This is a genomic window from Halorussus marinus, assembly GCF_004521895.1.
GTDB lineage: Archaea > Halobacteriota > Halobacteria > Halobacteriales > Haladaptataceae > Halorussus > Halorussus marinus.
Genome location: NZ_SBIR01000001.1, coordinates 49,977 through 67,025, shown reverse-complemented (window position 1 = coordinate 67,025; position 17,049 = coordinate 49,977). Strand labels below are relative to the sequence as shown.

Here is a 17,049-nt window from a genome sequence, read left to right as displayed (position 1 = left end):
GAGGGCGTCGACGCCGTGCTGGCCGCGAGCGCGGCGGCGAGCTCGCGGGCGGGGTCGGCGCGCCCCCGCCGCAGGTCGCCGGCCGGATCGCCGACGAGATCGACGCCGCCGAGTACGATCTCGTCGAGGCGGCGACCGCACAGGGCCCCTACGTCAACTTCCGGGCGAGCGACGCCTACTACGAGGGCACTGTCGAGGCGCCCCGCGACCGGGCCGTTTGCGACACTGTAGTTGTGTCGAGTCTGCCGATCGGGGAGGAATTGTTGATTATCTATCTATTTCGAGCGGTGCAATTGAACAAGTTTTAACTTTCCTACTTGGAAACTGCCCGAGCGTAATGGCATCTGAAACGTACGGCATCATCAGCCTGCTGCCGGCGCTGTTCGCCATCGTGCTGACGCTGGTGAGCAGGCAGGTGTTGCTGTCGCTGTTTGCGGGCATCTGGATCGGTGCGACCATTCTGGTTGGCTGGAACCCGATCACCGGGGCGGCCTACTCCCTCCAGTTGGTCATCGACAACATCACCGCATCGTTCAACAGCAAACTCCTCCTGTTCACGTTCCTCTCCGGAGCGATGCTCGGGATGATATTCCTCTCTGGCGGGATGAAGGCCCTCGCCGAGCGCATCATCGCCCGGATTCGAACCCGCAGGCAGGCCGAGCTCGGGACCAGCATCCTCGGAATGCTCATCTTCGTCGACTCGTACGCGAGTACGATGATAACCGGATCGGTGATGCGGCCGATCACCGACAAGTTCGACATCAGCCGCGAGAAGCTCGCATACCTGCTCGACTCGACCACCTCGCCCGTCGTCAGCGTCGCCGTCGTCTCGACGTGGGTCGGCTTCGAGGTCGGGCTCATCAAAGAGCAGTTCTCGGCGCTCGGCATCGACCAGAGCGCGTTCGTGGTGTTCCTCCAGAGCATCCCGTTCCGGTTCTACAGCCTCCTCGCGGTGGTGCTCGTCTTCATCACCGTCACCACCGGGTGGAGCTTCGGCCCGATGAAGCGCGCAGAGACCCGCGCGAAGGAGACGGGGAAGGTCCTCCGGGACGACGCGGACCCCCTGCTCGAGACCCGCGAGGAGGACATCGTGACGCCCGACCACGTCGATTCGCGCTGGTGGTACTTCGCGGCGCCCATCGTCGCGCTCGTGGCCGTCACGGGACTCGGCCTCCTGACCTCCGGCGGGTGGCCGGGCGTCGCGCCCGTCGAGGCGCTGAAGGACGCCGCGACCGCCGACGCCATCCTCTGGGGCGTCTTTTCGGCCTGCGGACTCCTGCTCGCCATCCTCGTCGGGCACGCCCGCGTCGGGCTGGAGGCGGTCAGCGACTCCATCTTCGAGGGGTTCAGCATGGTGATCTTCCCGGTCGCCGTGCTCTCGCTGGCGTGGACCATCGGGTCGGTCAGCGAGGCGCTCGGCGTCGGCGAGTACGTCGTCGCCGTCGCCGAGGGCGTCATCACGCCCGAGCTCCTCCCCGCGGTGGTCTTCGTCGCGGCGGCCATCATCTCGTTCAGCATCGGCACCTCGTGGGGGACGATGGGGATCATGTTCCCGGTGGCCGTCCCGCTCGCGTTCAACCTCGGGGCGCCGCTCCCGGGCGCGATCGGCGCCATCCTCACCGGGTCGCTCTTTGGAGACCACTGCTCGCCGATCAGCGACACGACGGTGATGTCGTCGATGTTCGCCGGGGCCGACCACGTCGACCACGTCAACACCCAGATCCCGTACGCGCTTCTCTGTGGCACCGTCGCGACGGGGCTGTTCCTCGCGAGCGGGTACGACGTCTCGCCGCTGCCCCTGCTCGCGGTCGGCGTCGTCGCGCTCGGTGTCGCGGCGTACGTGCTCTCCGAGCGGACCACGGTCGCGATGCCCCGGGTCTTCGGCTCGGACGCCGACTGACCGGGCCGGCCGCGTCGTCGGCGAGCGCCGACGCCCACGGCTAACCGGTTCGTCCGCGACTCGCGCCGGCGCGTCGGCGTCGGATCGGACCGCGCGGACGGGGTCACACGCTTCAGAAACCCATTTACCCGCCGGTCGAAAAGCTCGTAGCATGTATCTCCAGTTCCGCGACGAGGTGGCGGCGGCGCTCACCTCCGCGCTCGACGCGCTCGACCTCCCGACAGACGACCTCGGCATCGAGGACCCGCCCGAGGGCGTCGACGCCGTGCTGGCCGCGAGCGCGGCGTTCCGGCTCGCGGGCGAGGTCGGTGCGCCCCCGCCGCAGGTCGCCGGCCGGATCGCCGACGAGATCGACGCCGCCGAGTACGATCTCGTCGAGGCGGCGACCGCACAGGGCCCCTACGTCAACTTCCGGGCGAGCGACGCCTACTACGAGGGCACCGTCGAGGCGGCCCAGTCCGAGACGTTCGGCCGGCTCGACCCCACCGGCGAGTCCGCGGTGGTCGAACACACCTCCGCGAACCCGACCGGCCCGGTCCACGTCGGCCGGGCGCGCAACCCCATCGTGGGCGACGCGGTCGCCCGAGTGCTCGACTTCGCGGGCTACGACGTCGACCGCCACTACTACGTCAACGACGCGGGGCGCCAGATGGCCGTGTTCACCTGGGCCTACGAGACGTTCGACGAGGACGACCTGCCCGATCCCGAGCGCGAGAAGGCCGACTACGACCTCGTGCGCTACTACCGGAAAGGCAACGAGGTGCTCGAAGACGGCGACCCCGACGAGGTCGAGGCCGCCGAGGAGGAGATCACCGCGATCATGCAGGGGCTCGAAGCCGGCGACGAGGAGACCTACGACCGCGTCGGCGAGGTCGTCGACACCGTGCTCGGCGGCATGCGCGAGAGCCTGGGGCGGCTCCCCGCGGAGTTCGACGAGTTCGTCAAGGAGACCCGGTTCATCCGCGACGGCTCGGTCGACGACGTGGTCGACCGGCTTCAGGACCTCGACGAGGCGGTCTACGAGGACGAGGCCTGGCAACTCGATCTGGCGGCCTACGACATCGAGAAGAACTTCGTGTTCCTCCGGTCGGACGGCACCACTCTCTACGCCACCCGGGACCTCGCCCACCACGAGTGGAAGTTCCAGAACTACGACCGCGCGGTGACGGTGCTCGGCGAGGACCACAAGCTCCAGGCCGACCAGATGCGGGCGACGCTCGACCTGCTTGACAACGACACCGACCAGCTCCGGCAGGTCATCTACTCGTACGTCAACCTCCCGGAGGGGAAGATGTCGACCCGCGCCGGCACGGGCATCGACCTCGACGACCTGCTCGACGAGGCGGTCGACCGCGCCCGCGAGGAGGTCGAAGACAGGCTCGACGACCGGATCCGCGACGACGACCTGACCGACGACGACGTCGAGCGCATCGCCGAGCAGGTCGGCATCGGCGCGGTTCGGTACGACATCGTCTCGAAACAGCCCGCGAAGGCGATCACCTTCGAGTGGGACCGCGCGCTCGACTTCGAGGCCCAGAGCGCGCCGTACGTCCAGTACGTCCACGCCCGCTGTTGCGGAATCCTCGAAGAGGCCGGGCTCGATTCGGCCGACACCGACGGCGCCCTCGCCGGCGTCGACGCCTCGGTGCTGGACGCCGAGGCGGAGCGCGAACTGCTCGAAGTCGTCGCGCGCTTCCCCGCGGTGATCGAGGCGGCCGCCGAGGACCTCGAACCCCACGTCGTCGCGACCTACACCCGCGAGATCGCCGACACGTTCAACACGTTCTACCGGGAGTGTCCGGTGCTCCGCGACGACGTCGACGACGATCTGCGGGACGCACGCCTCGCGCTCGTCGCGGCGGCGAAACACGCCGTCGGGAACGCGCTGGGCGTGCTCGGCGTGGCCGCGCCGCGGTCGATGTGATCGAGCCGGGAACTTAACGCCGAACGCCCCCGGCGGCCGGCGGCGCCGACCAGAATCGCCACGAGCCCAACGGACCCCACCGCGCCGGAGCAGGGCCGGCGTCTCGACCCTGCACTCGACGCGGGACGGCGAGCGCTCGGTGTCCCAGTCAGCGGAACAGCGAGCCGAGGCGCCCGAGCACCCCGTCGCTCGCCTCGGCGTCGTCGTCAGAGTCGCTCTCTTCGGCGTCCGTGGTCGCGTCGGGGTCGGACTCGTCGTCGGTCGACGGGCCGGTGTCGGGGCGGTCGCGGGTGAACGGGACCGCTTCGGACTCGGCGTCGAGCGCGTCGGGCGTCGAGTCGTCGGGACCGCTCGCATCCGCGTCCGGGGCCGGGTCGGTCCCATCCACCTCCGAATCGAGTCCGGCCTCCTCGCGTGCCTCGGAGAGCGGGTCGGATTTCTCGGCGTCGGCCAACGGGTCGTCGGCGTCGTCTTCGGCGAGCAGATCGCCGCCCTCGTTTTCGGCGAGCGGACCGTCGGCGTCGTCTTCGGCCAACGGATCACCGCCTTCCTCAGCGTCCTCGAAGGGGTCGGTCTCGATCGCCGACCCCTCCTCGAAGCCGCCCGCACCTGATTCGGAGGCCGACGCCCCCTCAGACGTCGGCTCGTCGTCGCCCAGTCGGTCCTCGTCGAGGTGCTGTTCGAGGAGGTCGTCGACGCTCCGGGCGTCGTCGTCGACGTCGTCGGCTGGCGCCACGTCCGATCCCTCGGCGCTCGCCGAGTCGGGAGCCCCGTCCTCGCTTGCCCCGGCTTCGTCCGGGCGCCGGTCGTCGACGTCGAACAGCGACTCGTCGACGTCGGAGCGCGATTCGTCGGCGGCGGAGCGCGATTCGTCGGGGTCGGGGACCGGCTCCGCGGCGTCGTCCCCGGCGGCCTCGTCCTCGCCCGGCGTGGCCTCCCCGGCGGCCTCCCGTCGGATCTCGTCGGCCGCCTTCGCCAGTTCGCCGCCGAGCAGGCCCCGCGGGTCCTCGTCGCCGTCGACGGCCTCCCGGACGTTCTCGGCCACCTCGGCGCCGGCGAGGGGCGTTTCGACCTCGCGGTCGACGCCTTCGGTCAGCGTCTCGGGGGTGACTCGGTCGTCGTCGGGCTCTTGCTCGTCGAGTTCGAGTTCCGGGTCGGGCTCGGCGTCGCCGATCAGCACCGCGGCGAGCTCCCGGTAGGCCTGCCCGGCCGGCGCGTTCGGCGCGAACGACGCGAGCGGTCGGCCGGCGTCGATGCCCATCGGCACCGCCTCGTCGGAGGGCACCACCACGAGCACCTCGGTGCCGAGCGTCGACTCCACGTCGTCGGCGTTGAGGATGTTGCTCGAACGCTGGGTCAGCACCGCGCCGACGACTTCGGTGCCGACGCGGGCCGAGAGCTCGCCCGTCTTGGCGGTGTCCCGCACCGAGGCGACGTCCGGGGTGGCGACCAACAGCGTGGCGTCGGCCAGCGCCAGCGGCACCAGCGTGTCGTAGCTGACCCCCGCGCCCGTGTCGAGCAACACGTAGTCGTAGGCCTCGCGCAGGGGCTCGACGACGTGGGTGAGGTTCGCCGGGTTCGACTTGGCGAACGCCTCGATGTCGGTGGCGCTGGGGAGGACGTCGATGCCGCCGGGCGCCTCGTAGATCGCCTCGTCGGCGTCGGCCTCCTCGGCCAGCACCTCGTGGAGGGTCGGGCTCTCGACGTCGAAGTCGAGAAAGCCCGCGAGGTTCGCCATCCCGAGGTCGGTGTCGACGACGACGACCGAGTGGCCCCGGTCGGCCAGCATCGCGCCGAGGTTGATCGCGGTCGTCGTCTTTCCGACACCTCCTTTCCCGCTCGCTATCGCGTAAACCGTGTCGGACATGATATTCGTTGTCCCAACCGAACCACGATGCGCATATAAAATTACTCCGTGATCGCCGACGCGTTCGCCCCGATTCGGCCGCGGCGCGCGCCGCGCGTCCGACGCGCGACAGACGCGGGGTCCGGTCACCGCCCGGGGCGGCCTCTAGCGTGTTCCAATCGGGCGCGTGCGGCCGCAACGCGCGGCTCGCAGGTCAAAGGTTACTTACCCTCTGGAGGGCCTACAACGTAGCAATGAGTGAGCAGGAGGACGAGCAGTCCGACCGGAAAAAATACGAGTTCCGAAGGGTCATCGAGGACCTCAAAGACTACGAGGGCTCGGGGACCCAGCTCGTAACGATCTACATCCCGCCGGACAAGCAGATCAGCGACGTGGTCGCCCACGTCACCCAAGAGCACAGCGAGGCGAGCAACATCAAGTCCAAACAGACCCGCACGAACGTTCAGGACGCGCTCACCTCGATCAAAGACCGGCTCCGCTACTACGACACCTTCCCGCCGGACAACGGGCTGGTCATCTTCAGCGGCGCGATCGACTCGGGCGGCGGCCGGACCGACATGGTCACGAAGGTGCTCGAAGACCCGCCCCAACCCATCGAGTCGTTCCGGTACCACTGCGACTCGGCGTTCCTGACCGACCCCCTCGAACAGATGCTGGCCGACAAGGGGCTGTACGGCCTCATCGTGCTCGACCGGCGCGAGGCCAACGTCGGCTGGCTCCGGGGCAAGCGCGTCGAGCCGGTCAAGTCCGCCTCGTCGCTGGTGCCGGGCAAACAGCGGAAAGGGGGCCAGTCCGCCCAGCGGTTCGCCCGCCTGCGGCTCGAAGCCATCGACAACTTCTATCAGGAGGTCGCCGAGATGGCCAACGACCTGTTCGTCCCCGAGCGCGAGAACATCGACGGCGTGCTCGTCGGCGGCCCCTCGCCGACCAAAGACGAGTTCCTCGACGGCGACTACCTCCACCACGAGATCCAGCAGAAGGTGCTCGGCAAGTTCGACGTGGCCTACACCGACGAGTCGGGGCTCTACGATCTGGTCGACAACGCCGAGGACGCCCTCGCGGACGCCGAGGTGATGAAAGACAAAAAGGAGATGGAGGAGTTCTTCCGCCAGCTCCACGAGGGCAACAAGGCGACCTACGGGTTCGAGCCGACCCGGAAGAACCTCGTGATGGGGTCGGTCGACCGGCTGTTGCTCTCGGAGGACCTCCGCAAGGACGTGGTGGTCTACGACTGCGGCGAGAAAGAGGAGTTCGAGTTCGTCGACCAGCGCGAGGACACGCCCGACCACACCTGCGAGAGCGGCGAGGACGCCGAGATCGTCGAGCGCGAGGACGCCATCGAGTACCTGATGAACATCGCCGGACAGCGCGGCACCGAGACGAAGTTCATCTCCACGGACTTCGAGAAGGGCGAACAGCTCCAGTCGGCGTTCGGCGGCGTCGCCGGAATTCTACGCTACTCGACCGGCGTCTAAAGCCGCCCTCGACCCGAAAGACGGCCAGACGCGCCACGCTCGTCCGTCCGCACCGGACGACTACGCCAGCGGCGTCCGCTCGACGACCTGCCCGTCGTAGGTGGGGTACTGCTCGACGATCTCGCCCTCTTCGAGATCGCCTTCGTCGATCATCTCCTCGAGCAGCCACCACGCGAGCTCGACGTGGTCGGACTTGACGCTGTAGAACTCCTCGGGGACCCCGAGTTCGTCGAGGCGCTGTTCGGTCTCCCACGTCTTGCCGTAGACCAGCGTGCCGTCGTCGGTCACCTCGTCGAACTCCCGGCGGATGTTGCGGGCCATTCGCTTCATCCGGTTGCGGTGCTGGGCGGCGTCTTTGAACACGGAGGTACAGAAGTAGACCCGGTCGTGGTCGCCCATCCTGTCGAGAATCTCCTTCGAGCCCTCGACCGCGCTCATGTGGCCGTCCTGAAGCTCGTAGCCTTCCTCTTGCATCCGGCGGAAGTTGCCGTCGCTCATCTCGAACTCGTTGATGTTGCAGAACTCCGCGGCCCCCTCGTCTAAGAACTCCAGAAACTCCTCCTCGGCGCGGATGCCCGGGATCTCGAACGCGGGGGTCAGCCCCTCCTCGCGGGCGATGTAGAGGATCTCCTCCCACTCGGTGCCGTGCATGTCGCCCCACAGCTCCAGCGGCGGGTGGAACCGGATCTCGTCGAGGCCGGCCTCCGAGAGCCGGCGCATGTTCTCGCGGCCCCCCGTGATGCCCGTGTAGAGGTGGGTGTGGTGGTCCTCGCCGAACTCGTCTTTGAGCAACGAGAGGTACCGACACGTCTTGTTCATCGCTTCCTGGGGCTCGCCGCCCGTGATCGAGGTGCCGAGCGCGTCCATGCGCTTTGCCTCGGTGAGGACGTCCTCGTCGGACTCGACCTTCCGCTCGTTGGCGTACACGTCGGTGACGTTCTTCCGGTTCTCGCCGAGCGGACAGTAAAAGCAGTCGCGCTGGTCGCAGTAGCCGTAGACGAACAGCACCATCTTGCCCCCCTCGGCGCACTGTTCGCAGCCCTTCGAGATCATTTCGTTGTCTCCCTCTACCGGGCCGACGCTGAAAAACTGTGCGCATTGGCTTTCGCGGCGGCTGAACCGTCCGTGCCCGGATCGCCGTCTTCCGCCACCCTGAACGTTAAGCGCCGTGGTTACGAGATCACGAGTATGGATACCCTGATCCACGGTACCACGCTACTCACGTTTCGCGACGAGACGCTCGGCATCGTCGAGGACGGCGCGCTCGGGATCGCCGGCGGCGAGATCGCGTACGTCGGACCGACCGACGACGTCGACGCGAGCGCCGAAACCCGCATCGACGGGTCGGGGACGGTCACGATGCCCGGGCTCGTGAACGCCCACGCACACACCCGCCACACGCTCGTGCGCGGGGGCGCACAGGACGTGCCCGAGATCGAGTGGATGAACCGCGCGCTCGGCCCGCTCGCGAACCACATGACCGACGAGGACGAAGCGGTCGGGGCCAGACTCGGCGTGCTGGAGGCGGTCCGGGGCGGCGTCACTACGATCGGCGAGTACGCGGGCGAGGTCGGCCGGCTCGTCGAGGAGGTGTACCGGCCCCTGGGCGTGCGGACGGTCGCGATCGAGACGATCAACGAGGTGCCCGACGACCGCGCCGATCTCGGGCCCCGAGAGCTCTACCCCTTCGACCGCGAGCAGGGCGAGGCCGCGCTCGACCGCGCGGAGGCGCTGTTCGATCGGTACGGCGACGACCCGCTCGTCGAGCCCGCCTACGGACCGCAGGCGCTCGATATGGTCTCGCCCGAGTTGCTCGGGGAGATCTGCGACCGGGCCCGCGAGCACGGTCGGGACGTCCACATGCACGTCGCGCAGGGCGAGCGCGAACGCCTCCAGATCGAGGAGCGGTACGGCGACGGCGAGACCACCGTCTCGGCCCTCGACGACCACGGGGCGGTCGACGACTTTCTGGTCGCGGTCCACTGCCACGGGACGACCCCGGCCGAGCGCGAGCGACTGGTCGAGGCCGGCGCCCGCATGCTCGCGTGTCCGAGTTCTATCGGCATGATCGACGGCGAGGTGCCCCCGGTCGCCGACTACGTCGAGCGCGGCGGGGTCGCGGGCGTCGGCACCGATCAGGCGCCGGGCCCGGGACACCACAATCTGCTCAGGGAGGCCCGGACCGCGAGCCTCCTCTCGAAGGTCGAGGCCGGCGATCCGACCGCCCTGCCCGCGTGGCGGGCGCTGGAGCTGGCGACCGTCGAGGGCGCGAAGGCGCTCGGGATCGCCGACGCGGTCGGCACGCTCGAAGCCGGCACCGCCGCCGACGTGATCACCGTCGACGTCGACGCGCTCGGGGTCGCGCCGACCGTCTCCGAGCCGCTCCACACCGCGGTCCCGAACCTCGTCCACTCGACCACCGGCCGGGAGGTCCGGGACGTGTTCGTCGCCGGCGACCCGATCGTTCGCGACGGCGAGTTCGTGGACGCGGACCCCGAAGCCGTCGTCGCGGACGCGAGCGAACGCGCCGAGCGAGTCTTCGCCGACGCCGAGGACGACTGGCGGGCGGCCGACTCGGAACTGGTCGCGCGGGCCGAGGCGGGGTGGTTGTAGCTCCGAGCCGCGGGATCCTCCGGGCGGGCGACGAGCGGTCGCCGACTCAGATCGCGTCGAGGACCGACTCGACTCGGTCGGGGACGTGGGGCCGGAACGCGTCCTCGTCGGCCTCGACCTCGTCGCGGGAGAAAAACCGGACCGCGGCGGCGTCGGACCCGGCGGTGGGCGCCCCCTCGGCGCGGGCCGCCGGGACGGCGTACACCATCGAGACGGCGCGCTTGCCACGGAACGGAGCGAGGAGTTCGGCGTCGACCAGTTCGAGCGCGTCGGGGTCGACCCGGACGCCGGTCTCCTCGCGGAGTTCGCGGGCCGCGGCGACCGCGGGCTGTTCGTCGGCTTCGAGGTGGCCGCCGGGGACGGTCCACTCGCCGACCCCCGGCGGGACCGCCCGCTCGACCAGCAACACCGAGTCGCCGTCGACCACGCCGGCCGCGGCGGTCGGCGCGGGGTTCTGGAACACCGGGCGGTCGCAGGCCTCGCAGTAGCGGCGCTCGCGGTCCTCTATCTCCCGGGTCGTCGTGGCGGTCCCGCAGTCGGGGCAGTAGTCGGCCGGGCGGACCGTCACGACTTGAGACCACTCCCGGTCAGCGCGACGACCACGTCGTCGCCGGGGTCGACGACGCCCCGTTCGCGGTACCGCTCCAGCGCCGCGGGCGCGGCCGCACACGTCGGCTCGACGTAGAACCCGCCCCGGTGGAGCCGATCGAGGGCGTCCTCGACCGGGTCGGCGCCGAGCGCGATCGCGTCGCCGTCGGTCGCCTCGATCGCGTCGAGGATCTGGTCCTTTCGGACCGGTTCGCGGATCTGGATGCCGTCCGCGACCTCGTTGTCGTCGGGCGGTGTCCCCGAGGCGCCGCCCGGCCCGTCGCCGTGCAGTTCGTCGGCGATCGGCGCGTATCCGGCGGCCTGCGCGCCGAGCAGGCGGGGCATCTCGTCGGTCCAGCCCGCGTCCGTCAGCGCGCGGAACCCCCGATAGGCGCCGAGAAAGAGCGTCCCGTGCCCGAGCGGCGCGACCACGGCGTCCGGCACGTCCCAGTCGCGCTGGGCCGCGATCTCGAACGCGACGGTCGCGGTGCCAGCGAAGAACGCGGGGTTCCACGCGTGGCTGGCGTACCACGCGTCGCCGCGCTGTCGCGGGTCGGCTCCGGCTCGACTTCGCGCCACGCGCTCGATGCACGCGTCGGTCACGTCCTGCCGGGAGCCCTCGATTTCGATAGGGGTCGCGCCGACCCGCTCGATCGCCGCGAGCTTCGAGGCCTTCGCGTCGGCCGGAACGTAGATGTCGGCCTCGATGCCGGCTCGGGCGGCGTACTGGGCGACCGCCGCGCCCGCGTTGCCCGACGAGTCCTCGACGACGCGTTCGACCCCGAGTTCGGCGGCCCGCGAGAGAGTGGTCGTCGCGCCGCGGTCCTTGAAACTCCCCGAGGGGAAGACGTACTCCAGCTTGAACTGCGCGTTCGGTCCCCACTCGGGGGCGTCCTGCAGGGGCGTGAACCCCTCGCCGAGCGTGACCCGGGGCTCGATCGGGACGAACGCGTCGAACGCCCACAGGCCCCTGCGCGCGTCCAGTTGCTCGAACTCCGGGGCGGGGCCGGTCGGGAGCGGCCGGTCGGCGAGTTCGAGCGGTCGTCCGCAGTCACACCGCCACGGCTCGTCCGGGCCGGCGTCGTACGTCCGGCCGCAGTCGGGGCACGCGAGGTCGGTCGGCGTCGGCGCGTCGGCGGCCATCAGTACTCGCTGACGTTGGTGCCGACCGAGCAGACGTACTCGCCGGTCGCCACCTGCGGGAGCCGGCGCGAGCGCCAGAACACGCCCGAGTCGTCGGCGGTCACCTCGGCCTTGAGTTGGCCGAACGGGTCGGTCACCTCGAACAGCACGTCGCCGGGGTCGACCGGGTCGCCGAGAGCCACCTGAAAGTCGACCAGTCCGCCCGACGGCGAGCCGTACCGGTCGAACCCGGACGCTCTGATCTGGGGGTCGGGGTCGACGCTCCCGTCGAGAAAGCCGTAGTACCGGAGGACGTTGAACAGCCCGTCGACGCCGTACCGGATGCTCTCTTCGTCCCACCCGATGGCGCCGCCGAGTTCGGGGTCGATCGCCGGGATGCCCTCGTCGGGACCCACCCGAGCGAGTTGGCCGTCCGGACCCTTCTGGTCGAGGACGTGGCCACAGCCGAACACCTTCGCGAGTTCGAGACAGTCGTCGTGGAGCCGGTGGCGCCGACCGCACCGCACGCGGGCCTCGTTGAGCATCCGGCTGGTCGACCCCTGATGGAGGTCGAGGATGTAGTCGGCCCGCGAGGCGGCCTCGAAGGTCGCGGCCGCGATGCGCTCGCTCGACGTGCCCGACTCGCTACCGGGGTAGGTGCGGTTCATCTTCGTGTCGTCGATCGGATTGCGGTGCTCGGCCACCTGGAAGGCGTGGTAGTTCACGATGCCGACCGCCAGGATCGTCCCGGAGAAAGCCGCCGGAGAGATCTGGGGGATCGCCCGCCGGAGCACCCCGAGCCCGTTGAGTTCGTCGCCGTCGCTGACCGCCTGGACGTACAGCGTCGGCCCGTCGTCGGCGCCGTTCAGCACCGCGACCGGCAGTCCGAACTCGCTTCCGTCGCGCGTTTCGCCGACCTGCAACCGTCCCGTGTCGAACTCGCCGGGGGCGGCACTCGCCGTTCCGAGCGTCTTCATTACCCATAACCGACGCCTACACGCCCTTTAGCGGTTCGGTCTCGGCGAAACGCCGACGCGCCGAACCGGCAACTGCTCGGCGGTTCCCGAACCCCTATGGCCCGGAGAGAGCTATCGGCGGGTGAATGTCGCTCCGATCGGTGCTGGTCGCGGCGAGCCTCCTGTTCGGCGCCGGCGCGCTGGCGCTGGAGGCCCGGATCCCGGCCGCCGCGAACGGGCGCCCGCAGGCGACCGCCGGCACAGAGACCGACTGAACGGCGCGGACCGACGCGCCTTTGACGGTTCCGTCCCAATCGCCGACCGTGTCCGAACCCGTCCCCGAGCGCCCGCGGGCCAACTTCGCCGCGGCGCTGAACGTCCGTCGGAACGCCGTCCGGGGGTTCTCGTTCGCGGCGCTCGCCACGGCGGCGGTGCTCGCGGTGTTCGTCTTCCTGCCCGGCGCCCAGCGACCGGTGGCGTACTACCTCGGACTGGGGTTCGTCTTCGGGTCGGCGCTCGGCGCGCTGGCGACGACGGTGCTGACGCTGATTTCGGCGTATCGGCTCGCGAAGGAACTGGACTGAGTCAGTCGGCGGTCTCCTCGCCCGTGAGCGCCGCGAGTCGCTCGGCGCCAGACCGTGTCCCCTTCGCGAGGAACACGTCGCCGGCCCGGAGCTCGGTCGTCGGGCCGGGCTGGATGATCCAGTCGCGCTCGTCGCCGGTCGAGCGTCGGACCGCGATGACCCGCATTCCGGTCTCGGTTTCGACCTCGCGGTCGCCGAGGGTCGCGCCGTCGAACTCGCTGTCGGGCGCGACGGTCCGCCGAACGATCACCTCGTCGCTCTCCTCGACCGCCTGCTCGACGACCGGGTGGGTGCCAAGCCCCCGGAGGACGCCCTCGCTGATCTCGACCGCGGCGTCGCTGACGACCTCGGTCGCGTTCGCGAGGTGGACCAGCCCGCGGAGCGAGACGGGGTCGTCGACCCGGGCGGCGGCCCGCAGAGTCCAGGCCTCGAACCGCGACTGGAGGGCGTCGACTTCGGCTTCGAGTTCGACGACCTCCTCGGCGACCGCCTCGCTGTCGAACAGGACGCTCCCGTACGCGAGGTCGACCCCGAGTTCGCTCATGTTTTTCATCAGCACGATCGAGTCGACCGCGCGTTCGAGGTCCTCGATGCCGGGGTCGACCTCCGCGGGCGGCTCGTAGGCGTGGCCGGTCGCGCGCTCGTACACGTCCGCGATCCCATCCTCGGTGCCCCGCAACAGGAGGCTGTCGCCGGCGTCGAGGCGGGTGTCCCGGTCGGGGTTGGTGATCCAGTCGCGGCCCCGACGGATCGCGATGATCCGGACGCCGGTCTCGGTTTCGAGGTCGGCGGCTCCGAGCGTGCGGCCGGCGAACCCCGAGTCGGTCGCGAGCTCCGCCCGAACCAGCGTCTCGACCGCCTCGGGGAGCGCGGCCCGCATCGCGTCGGGCAGGCCGATGTCCTCCAGCACGACCTTCGCGATGTCGCCGGCGGCGTCGCTGATCTTCTCGGCGGCGCCGACCACACCGAGCACCGGCGCCAGCTGTTCGGCGTCCTCAGGGCTCCGGGCGGCCATCAGAAGGCTCATCCGGGCTCGCATCTGAAGGACGTCCATCCGGGCTTCGAGGTCGAGCACCTCCCGGGCGACGTCGTCGCTACCGTGGAGCACCGCCGAAAACGAGAGGTCGATCAGCAGTTCGGCGGTGTCTTTCATCTCCGCCAGCACCGCCTTGACGCTGACGGGCTCGTACTCGACGTCGCCCGCCGAAGGGTTCATACGGTGACGTTGGACGGGGCCCGATAAAAACGTTCGCGGGCGAGTTCGGTGGCGGCGCTCCGAAATAGAAACAAAAGATAATCCTTTTCCCGGCTTGCCGAGAAGTATCAGGGTATGTCAGACGAGGTCAAGAAAGGGTTAGAGGGCGTCGTCGTCGCCGAATCGGGACTCAGCTACATCGACGGCGACGAGGGGCGACTCGTCTATCGCGGCTACGCGATAGAGGACCTCGCCCGGAACGCGAGCTACGAGGAGGTTCTGTACATGCTCTGGCACGGCGAACTCCCCGACACAGCGGAGCTCGCGGCGTTCTCCGAGTCGATGGCGGCCGAGCGCGAACTCGACGAGGACGTTCTGGATACGGTCCGGAAGCTCGCGGCCGCCGACGAGGAGCCGATGGCGGCCGTCCGGACCGTGGCCTCGATGCTGTCGGCCCACGACCCCGACGACTCGTCGGCCGACCCCACCGACCGGGAGGTCAACCTCCGGAAGGGCCGGCGCATCACCGCGAAGCTCCCGACCGCCGTCGCGGCGTTCAAGCGCCTCCGGAACGGCAACGACCCCGTCGCGCCCCGCGAAGACCTCGATCACGCCGAGAACTTCCTCTACATGCTCAACGACGAGGAGCCCGACGAGGTGCTGGCCGAGACGTTCGACATGGCGCTGGTCCTCCACGCCGACCACGGCCTGAACGCCTCGACGTTCTCCGGGATGGTCACCGCTTCGACGCTCTCTGACGTCCACAGCGCGATCACGAGCGCGGTCGGCACCCTCGCCGGCCCGCTCCACGGCGGCGCGAACGCCAACGTGATGCGGATGCTCAAAGAGATCGACGACAGCGACATGGAGCCGACCGACTGGGTCCGGACGGCGCTCGAAGAGGGCCGACGGGTCGCCGGGTTCGGCCACCGCGTCTACAACGTCAAAGACCCCCGGGCGAAGATCCTCGGCGAGAAGAGCGAAGAGCTCGGCGAGGCCGCCGGCGACACGAAGTGGTACGAGATGTCGGTCGCCATCGAGGAGTACATGCGCGAGGAGAAGGGAATCGCGCCCAACGTCGACTTTTACTCGGCCTCGACGTACTACCAGATGGGCATCCCGATCGACCTCTACACTCCCATCTTCGCGATGTCCCGATCCGGCGGGTGGGTCGCTCACGTCCTCGAACAGTACGACGACAATCGGCTGATCCGGCCGCGCGCGAAGTACGTCGGCGCGAAGGACGCCGAGTGGGTCCCGATCGAAGACCGGTAATCGGCGACGCTATTTTCGGCCGTCAGGCCTCCTCGACGCTCCCGCGCTCTTCCATCATGTCGGCCGCCCGTGCCGCCCAGCCGCCCCACCGGAAGCCGGCGCCGACGACGAGCAACGACCAGACGTAGTAGAGGAAGATGCCGGCGTACGCGCCCGCGACGCCGTAGTCGAGGACGACCCCGACCAGCCACGAGAAGCCGACCATGAACCCGAACATCCCCGTGGTCCGGGCGACGAACGGGGTCCGTGTGTCGCTACCGCCCTGTAACGCCCCCGAGAGAACCACGAACACCGCGAGGAACGGCGCCGAGAGGCCGTACACCCGCGCGAAGTCAGCGGCGTACTCGAGGGTCGCGGCGTCGTCGGTGAACAACTCGACCAGCCGGTCCGCGCCGAAGACGAGCGCGACGCCGATGGCGCCGACCGAAACCAGGGCGAGCGCGCCCGTCGCCCACCCCTCGAACCGGGCGCGGACGGGGTCGCCCTCGCCGAGCGCCTGCCCGACGACGACGCTGGAGGCGACGCTGTATCCCCGCGAGAGCGGCCCGGTGACCTGCTGGTACATCCGGCGGCCGATCTGGTAGGCGGCGTTGACCTCGGTGCCGAACCCGAGCAGGATCGAGTTGAACGGGAACTCCGCGACGGTGGCCGCGAGCCCCTCCGCGATGCGCGGGGCGCTCACGGCCAACAGTTGGCGGGCGATGACGGCGTCGGTCGGGCGGGCGAACGACGCCTCGGTCAGGTCCCACCGGATGGCCGCCACCAGCGCGAGCGCGGTGAACACGTTGCCGAAGGCGGTCGCGACCCCGACGCCGACGATCTCCCAGCGCGGAAACGGGCCGAGACCGAGGCCGAGCGCGACCGTGCCGCCGATGTTGAGGAGGTTCGAGACGACGTTGACGTACATCGGCGTCCGGGTGTCGCCGGTGCCCTGTAGCGAGCGGGCCGCGACGAGCGCGACGTGGCGGGCCGGCGCGGTGGCGAAGATGATCGCGAGGTAGGTGCCGCCCATCGCGGCGACGCCGGCGGGCGCGCCGAGTACCCCGATGGCGGCCTCGCCAAACAGGAGCCCGAACACCACGAACGGCACCCCCGAGAGCGCGCCGACGAGGACGGCCTGCGTGACCGCCTCGTCGCGGTTGGCGGTGGCGTCGCTCCCCGTGTCCTGACTCGACAGCGCGATGGCACCCCCGCCGAGCCCCAGCCCGATCCGGAGCGGGAGCCGAGCGTAGAGGTCCGCGAGCCCGATGGCCGCGACCGCGGCGGGCGAGAACAGCCCGGTCACGACGATGTCGGTGGTCCGCATCAGGGTGCGGAGGACCTGCTCGGCCATCACCGGCCACGACAGCGAGAGGACGCGCCGCCAGACCGCAAACAGGCGAGCGCGGAGTCCGTCGGTCACACGTCTCGGGAGGGGTGAGAGCGTTTTCAGTCCACGGGAAGCCGGCCGGGATTGCCCGTTCGGCGCGGGCGGGACGACCGGGCGAAGAGTATCACAATTCAGTCATACGGGCGTACGTCGTCCGTCTGACGGAGATTTAGACCCGACG

Annotated in this window: 15 protein-coding genes; 8 read left to right on the top strand and 7 right to left on the bottom strand. The window is 69.8% G+C overall.

The features are described from left to right. The first annotated feature begins 86 nt into the window (after nucleotides 1-86). The 3 genes from EPL04_RS19485 to argS all read left to right on the top strand — a co-directional run bounded on the left by EPL04_RS19485 (nucleotide 87) and on the right by argS (nucleotide 3,824). Nucleotides 87-308, top strand: coding sequence for a hypothetical protein (locus EPL04_RS19485; RefSeq protein ID WP_394345871.1), 222 nt, complete (start codon nucleotides 87-89; stop codon nucleotides 306-308). A gap of 29 nt (nucleotides 309-337) precedes the next feature. Next, a complete protein-coding gene (locus EPL04_RS00290) occupies nucleotides 338-1,900 on the top strand; it encodes a Na+/H+ antiporter NhaC family protein (RefSeq protein WP_134668363.1) in 1,563 nt (520 codons plus the stop codon). 151 nt (nucleotides 1,901-2,051) lie between these two features. Further along, complete coding sequence (gene argS, locus EPL04_RS00285; protein ID WP_134668361.1) at nucleotides 2,052-3,824, top strand: arginine--tRNA ligase; 1,773 nt, start codon at nucleotides 2,052-2,054, stop codon at nucleotides 3,822-3,824. Nucleotides 3,825-3,972: 148 nt separating this feature from the next. Here the strand turns inward: argS and minD are convergent, their stop codons facing one another. Next, nucleotides 3,973-5,691, bottom strand: coding sequence for a cell division ATPase MinD (minD, locus tag EPL04_RS00280; protein WP_134668359.1), 1,719 nt, complete (start codon nucleotides 5,689-5,691; stop codon nucleotides 3,973-3,975). A 233-nt stretch (nucleotides 5,692-5,924) separates the two neighbouring features. Here minD and prf1 point away from each other — a divergent pair, with 233 nt between their 5' ends. Then, nucleotides 5,925-7,166, top strand: coding sequence for a peptide chain release factor aRF-1 (gene prf1 / locus EPL04_RS00275; RefSeq protein ID WP_134668357.1), 1,242 nt, complete (start codon nucleotides 5,925-5,927; stop codon nucleotides 7,164-7,166). Between the two features lie 60 nt (nucleotides 7,167-7,226). Here the strand turns inward: prf1 and EPL04_RS00270 are convergent, their stop codons facing one another. After that, nucleotides 7,227-8,219, bottom strand: a complete 993-nt coding sequence (locus EPL04_RS00270) for a radical SAM protein (protein ID WP_134668355.1) — start codon at nucleotides 8,217-8,219, stop codon at nucleotides 7,227-7,229. A gap of 135 nt (nucleotides 8,220-8,354) precedes the next feature. Between EPL04_RS00270 and EPL04_RS00265 the strand changes: the two genes are divergently transcribed. After that, entirely contained in the window at nucleotides 8,355-9,779 is a 1,425-nt protein-coding gene (locus tag EPL04_RS00265; protein ID WP_134668353.1) for an amidohydrolase family protein, read from the top strand. Nucleotides 9,780-9,825: 46 nt separating this feature from the next. Here the strand turns inward: EPL04_RS00265 and EPL04_RS00260 are convergent, their stop codons facing one another. Genes EPL04_RS00260 through EPL04_RS00250 form a run of 3 tightly spaced genes read right to left on the bottom strand, consistent with a single transcriptional unit; the run spans nucleotide 9,826 to nucleotide 12,466 of the window. After that, on the bottom strand, nucleotides 9,826-10,347 hold the full coding sequence (locus tag EPL04_RS00260; protein WP_134668351.1) for an NUDIX domain-containing protein: 522 nt from the start codon (nucleotides 10,345-10,347) through the stop codon (nucleotides 9,826-9,828). After that, the gene (locus EPL04_RS00255) at nucleotides 10,344-11,510 is read right to left on the bottom strand and encodes a pyridoxal-phosphate dependent enzyme (RefSeq protein WP_134668349.1); all 1,167 of its coding nucleotides are present in this window, start codon (nucleotides 11,508-11,510) and stop codon (nucleotides 10,344-10,346) included. The genes EPL04_RS00260 and EPL04_RS00255 overlap by 4 nt, the downstream gene beginning before the upstream one ends. Then, nucleotides 11,510-12,466 carry a succinylglutamate desuccinylase/aspartoacylase family protein gene (locus EPL04_RS00250; RefSeq protein ID WP_134668347.1) on the bottom strand — a complete coding sequence of 319 codons (957 nt, stop codon included), beginning with the start codon at nucleotides 12,464-12,466 and terminating at the stop codon, nucleotides 11,510-11,512. The genes EPL04_RS00255 and EPL04_RS00250 overlap by 1 nt, the downstream gene beginning before the upstream one ends. A gap of 125 nt (nucleotides 12,467-12,591) precedes the next feature. Between EPL04_RS00250 and EPL04_RS19280 the strand changes: the two genes are divergently transcribed. Together EPL04_RS19280 and EPL04_RS00245 are read left to right on the top strand one after the other, a co-directional pair. Then, nucleotides 12,592-12,720, top strand: a complete 129-nt coding sequence (locus EPL04_RS19280; RefSeq protein ID WP_280177968.1) for a hypothetical protein — start codon at nucleotides 12,592-12,594, stop codon at nucleotides 12,718-12,720. Between the two features lie 48 nt (nucleotides 12,721-12,768). After that, a complete protein-coding gene (locus EPL04_RS00245; protein ID WP_134668345.1) occupies nucleotides 12,769-13,029 on the top strand; it encodes a DUF7536 family protein in 261 nt (86 codons plus the stop codon). Between the two features lies 1 nt (nucleotide 13,030). Here EPL04_RS00245 and EPL04_RS00240 read toward each other — a convergent pair whose 3' ends face one another. After that, a complete protein-coding gene (locus tag EPL04_RS00240) occupies nucleotides 13,031-14,245 on the bottom strand; it encodes a potassium channel family protein (RefSeq protein WP_134668343.1) in 1,215 nt (404 codons plus the stop codon). Nucleotides 14,246-14,359: 114 nt separating this feature from the next. Between EPL04_RS00240 and citZ the strand changes: the two genes are divergently transcribed. Further along, complete coding sequence (gene citZ, locus EPL04_RS00235) at nucleotides 14,360-15,499, top strand: citrate synthase (RefSeq protein WP_134668341.1); 1,140 nt, start codon at nucleotides 14,360-14,362, stop codon at nucleotides 15,497-15,499. Between the two features lie 22 nt (nucleotides 15,500-15,521). Here the strand turns inward: citZ and EPL04_RS00230 are convergent, their stop codons facing one another. Next, nucleotides 15,522-16,832: an MATE family efflux transporter gene (locus EPL04_RS00230; protein WP_134668993.1), complete on the bottom strand. Its 1,311-nt coding sequence runs from the start codon at nucleotides 16,830-16,832 to the stop codon at nucleotides 15,522-15,524. Nucleotides 16,833-17,049: the final 217 nt, after the last annotated feature.

What these genes read in the sequence shown, in the direction of transcription:
- EPL04_RS00290 (WP_134668363.1), top strand. Translation starts at nt 338, where the DNA reads ATGGCATCTGAAACGTACGGCATCATCAGCCTGCTGCCGGCGCTGTTC.
- argS (WP_134668361.1), top strand. Translation starts at nt 2,052, where the DNA reads ATGTATCTCCAGTTCCGCGACGAGGTGGCGGCGGCGCTCACCTCCGCG.
- minD (WP_134668359.1), bottom strand. Translation starts at nt 5,691, where the DNA reads ATGTCCGACACGGTTTACGCGATAGCGAGCGGGAAAGGAGGTGTCGGA.
- prf1 (WP_134668357.1), top strand. Translation starts at nt 5,925, where the DNA reads ATGAGTGAGCAGGAGGACGAGCAGTCCGACCGGAAAAAATACGAGTTC.
- EPL04_RS00270 (WP_134668355.1), bottom strand. Translation starts at nt 8,219, where the DNA reads ATGATCTCGAAGGGCTGCGAACAGTGCGCCGAGGGGGGCAAGATGGTG.
- EPL04_RS00265 (WP_134668353.1), top strand. Translation starts at nt 8,355, where the DNA reads ATGGATACCCTGATCCACGGTACCACGCTACTCACGTTTCGCGACGAG.
- EPL04_RS00255 (WP_134668349.1), bottom strand. Translation starts at nt 11,510, where the DNA reads ATGGCCGCCGACGCGCCGACGCCGACCGACCTCGCGTGCCCCGACTGC.
- EPL04_RS00250 (WP_134668347.1), bottom strand. Translation starts at nt 12,466, where the DNA reads ATGAAGACGCTCGGAACGGCGAGTGCCGCCCCCGGCGAGTTCGACACG.
- EPL04_RS19280 (WP_280177968.1), top strand. Translation starts at nt 12,592, where the DNA reads ATGTCGCTCCGATCGGTGCTGGTCGCGGCGAGCCTCCTGTTCGGCGCC.
- EPL04_RS00240 (WP_134668343.1), bottom strand. Translation starts at nt 14,245, where the DNA reads ATGAACCCTTCGGCGGGCGACGTCGAGTACGAGCCCGTCAGCGTCAAG.
- citZ (WP_134668341.1), top strand. Translation starts at nt 14,360, where the DNA reads ATGTCAGACGAGGTCAAGAAAGGGTTAGAGGGCGTCGTCGTCGCCGAA.
- EPL04_RS00230 (WP_134668993.1), bottom strand. Translation starts at nt 16,832, where the DNA reads ATGGCCGAGCAGGTCCTCCGCACCCTGATGCGGACCACCGACATCGTC.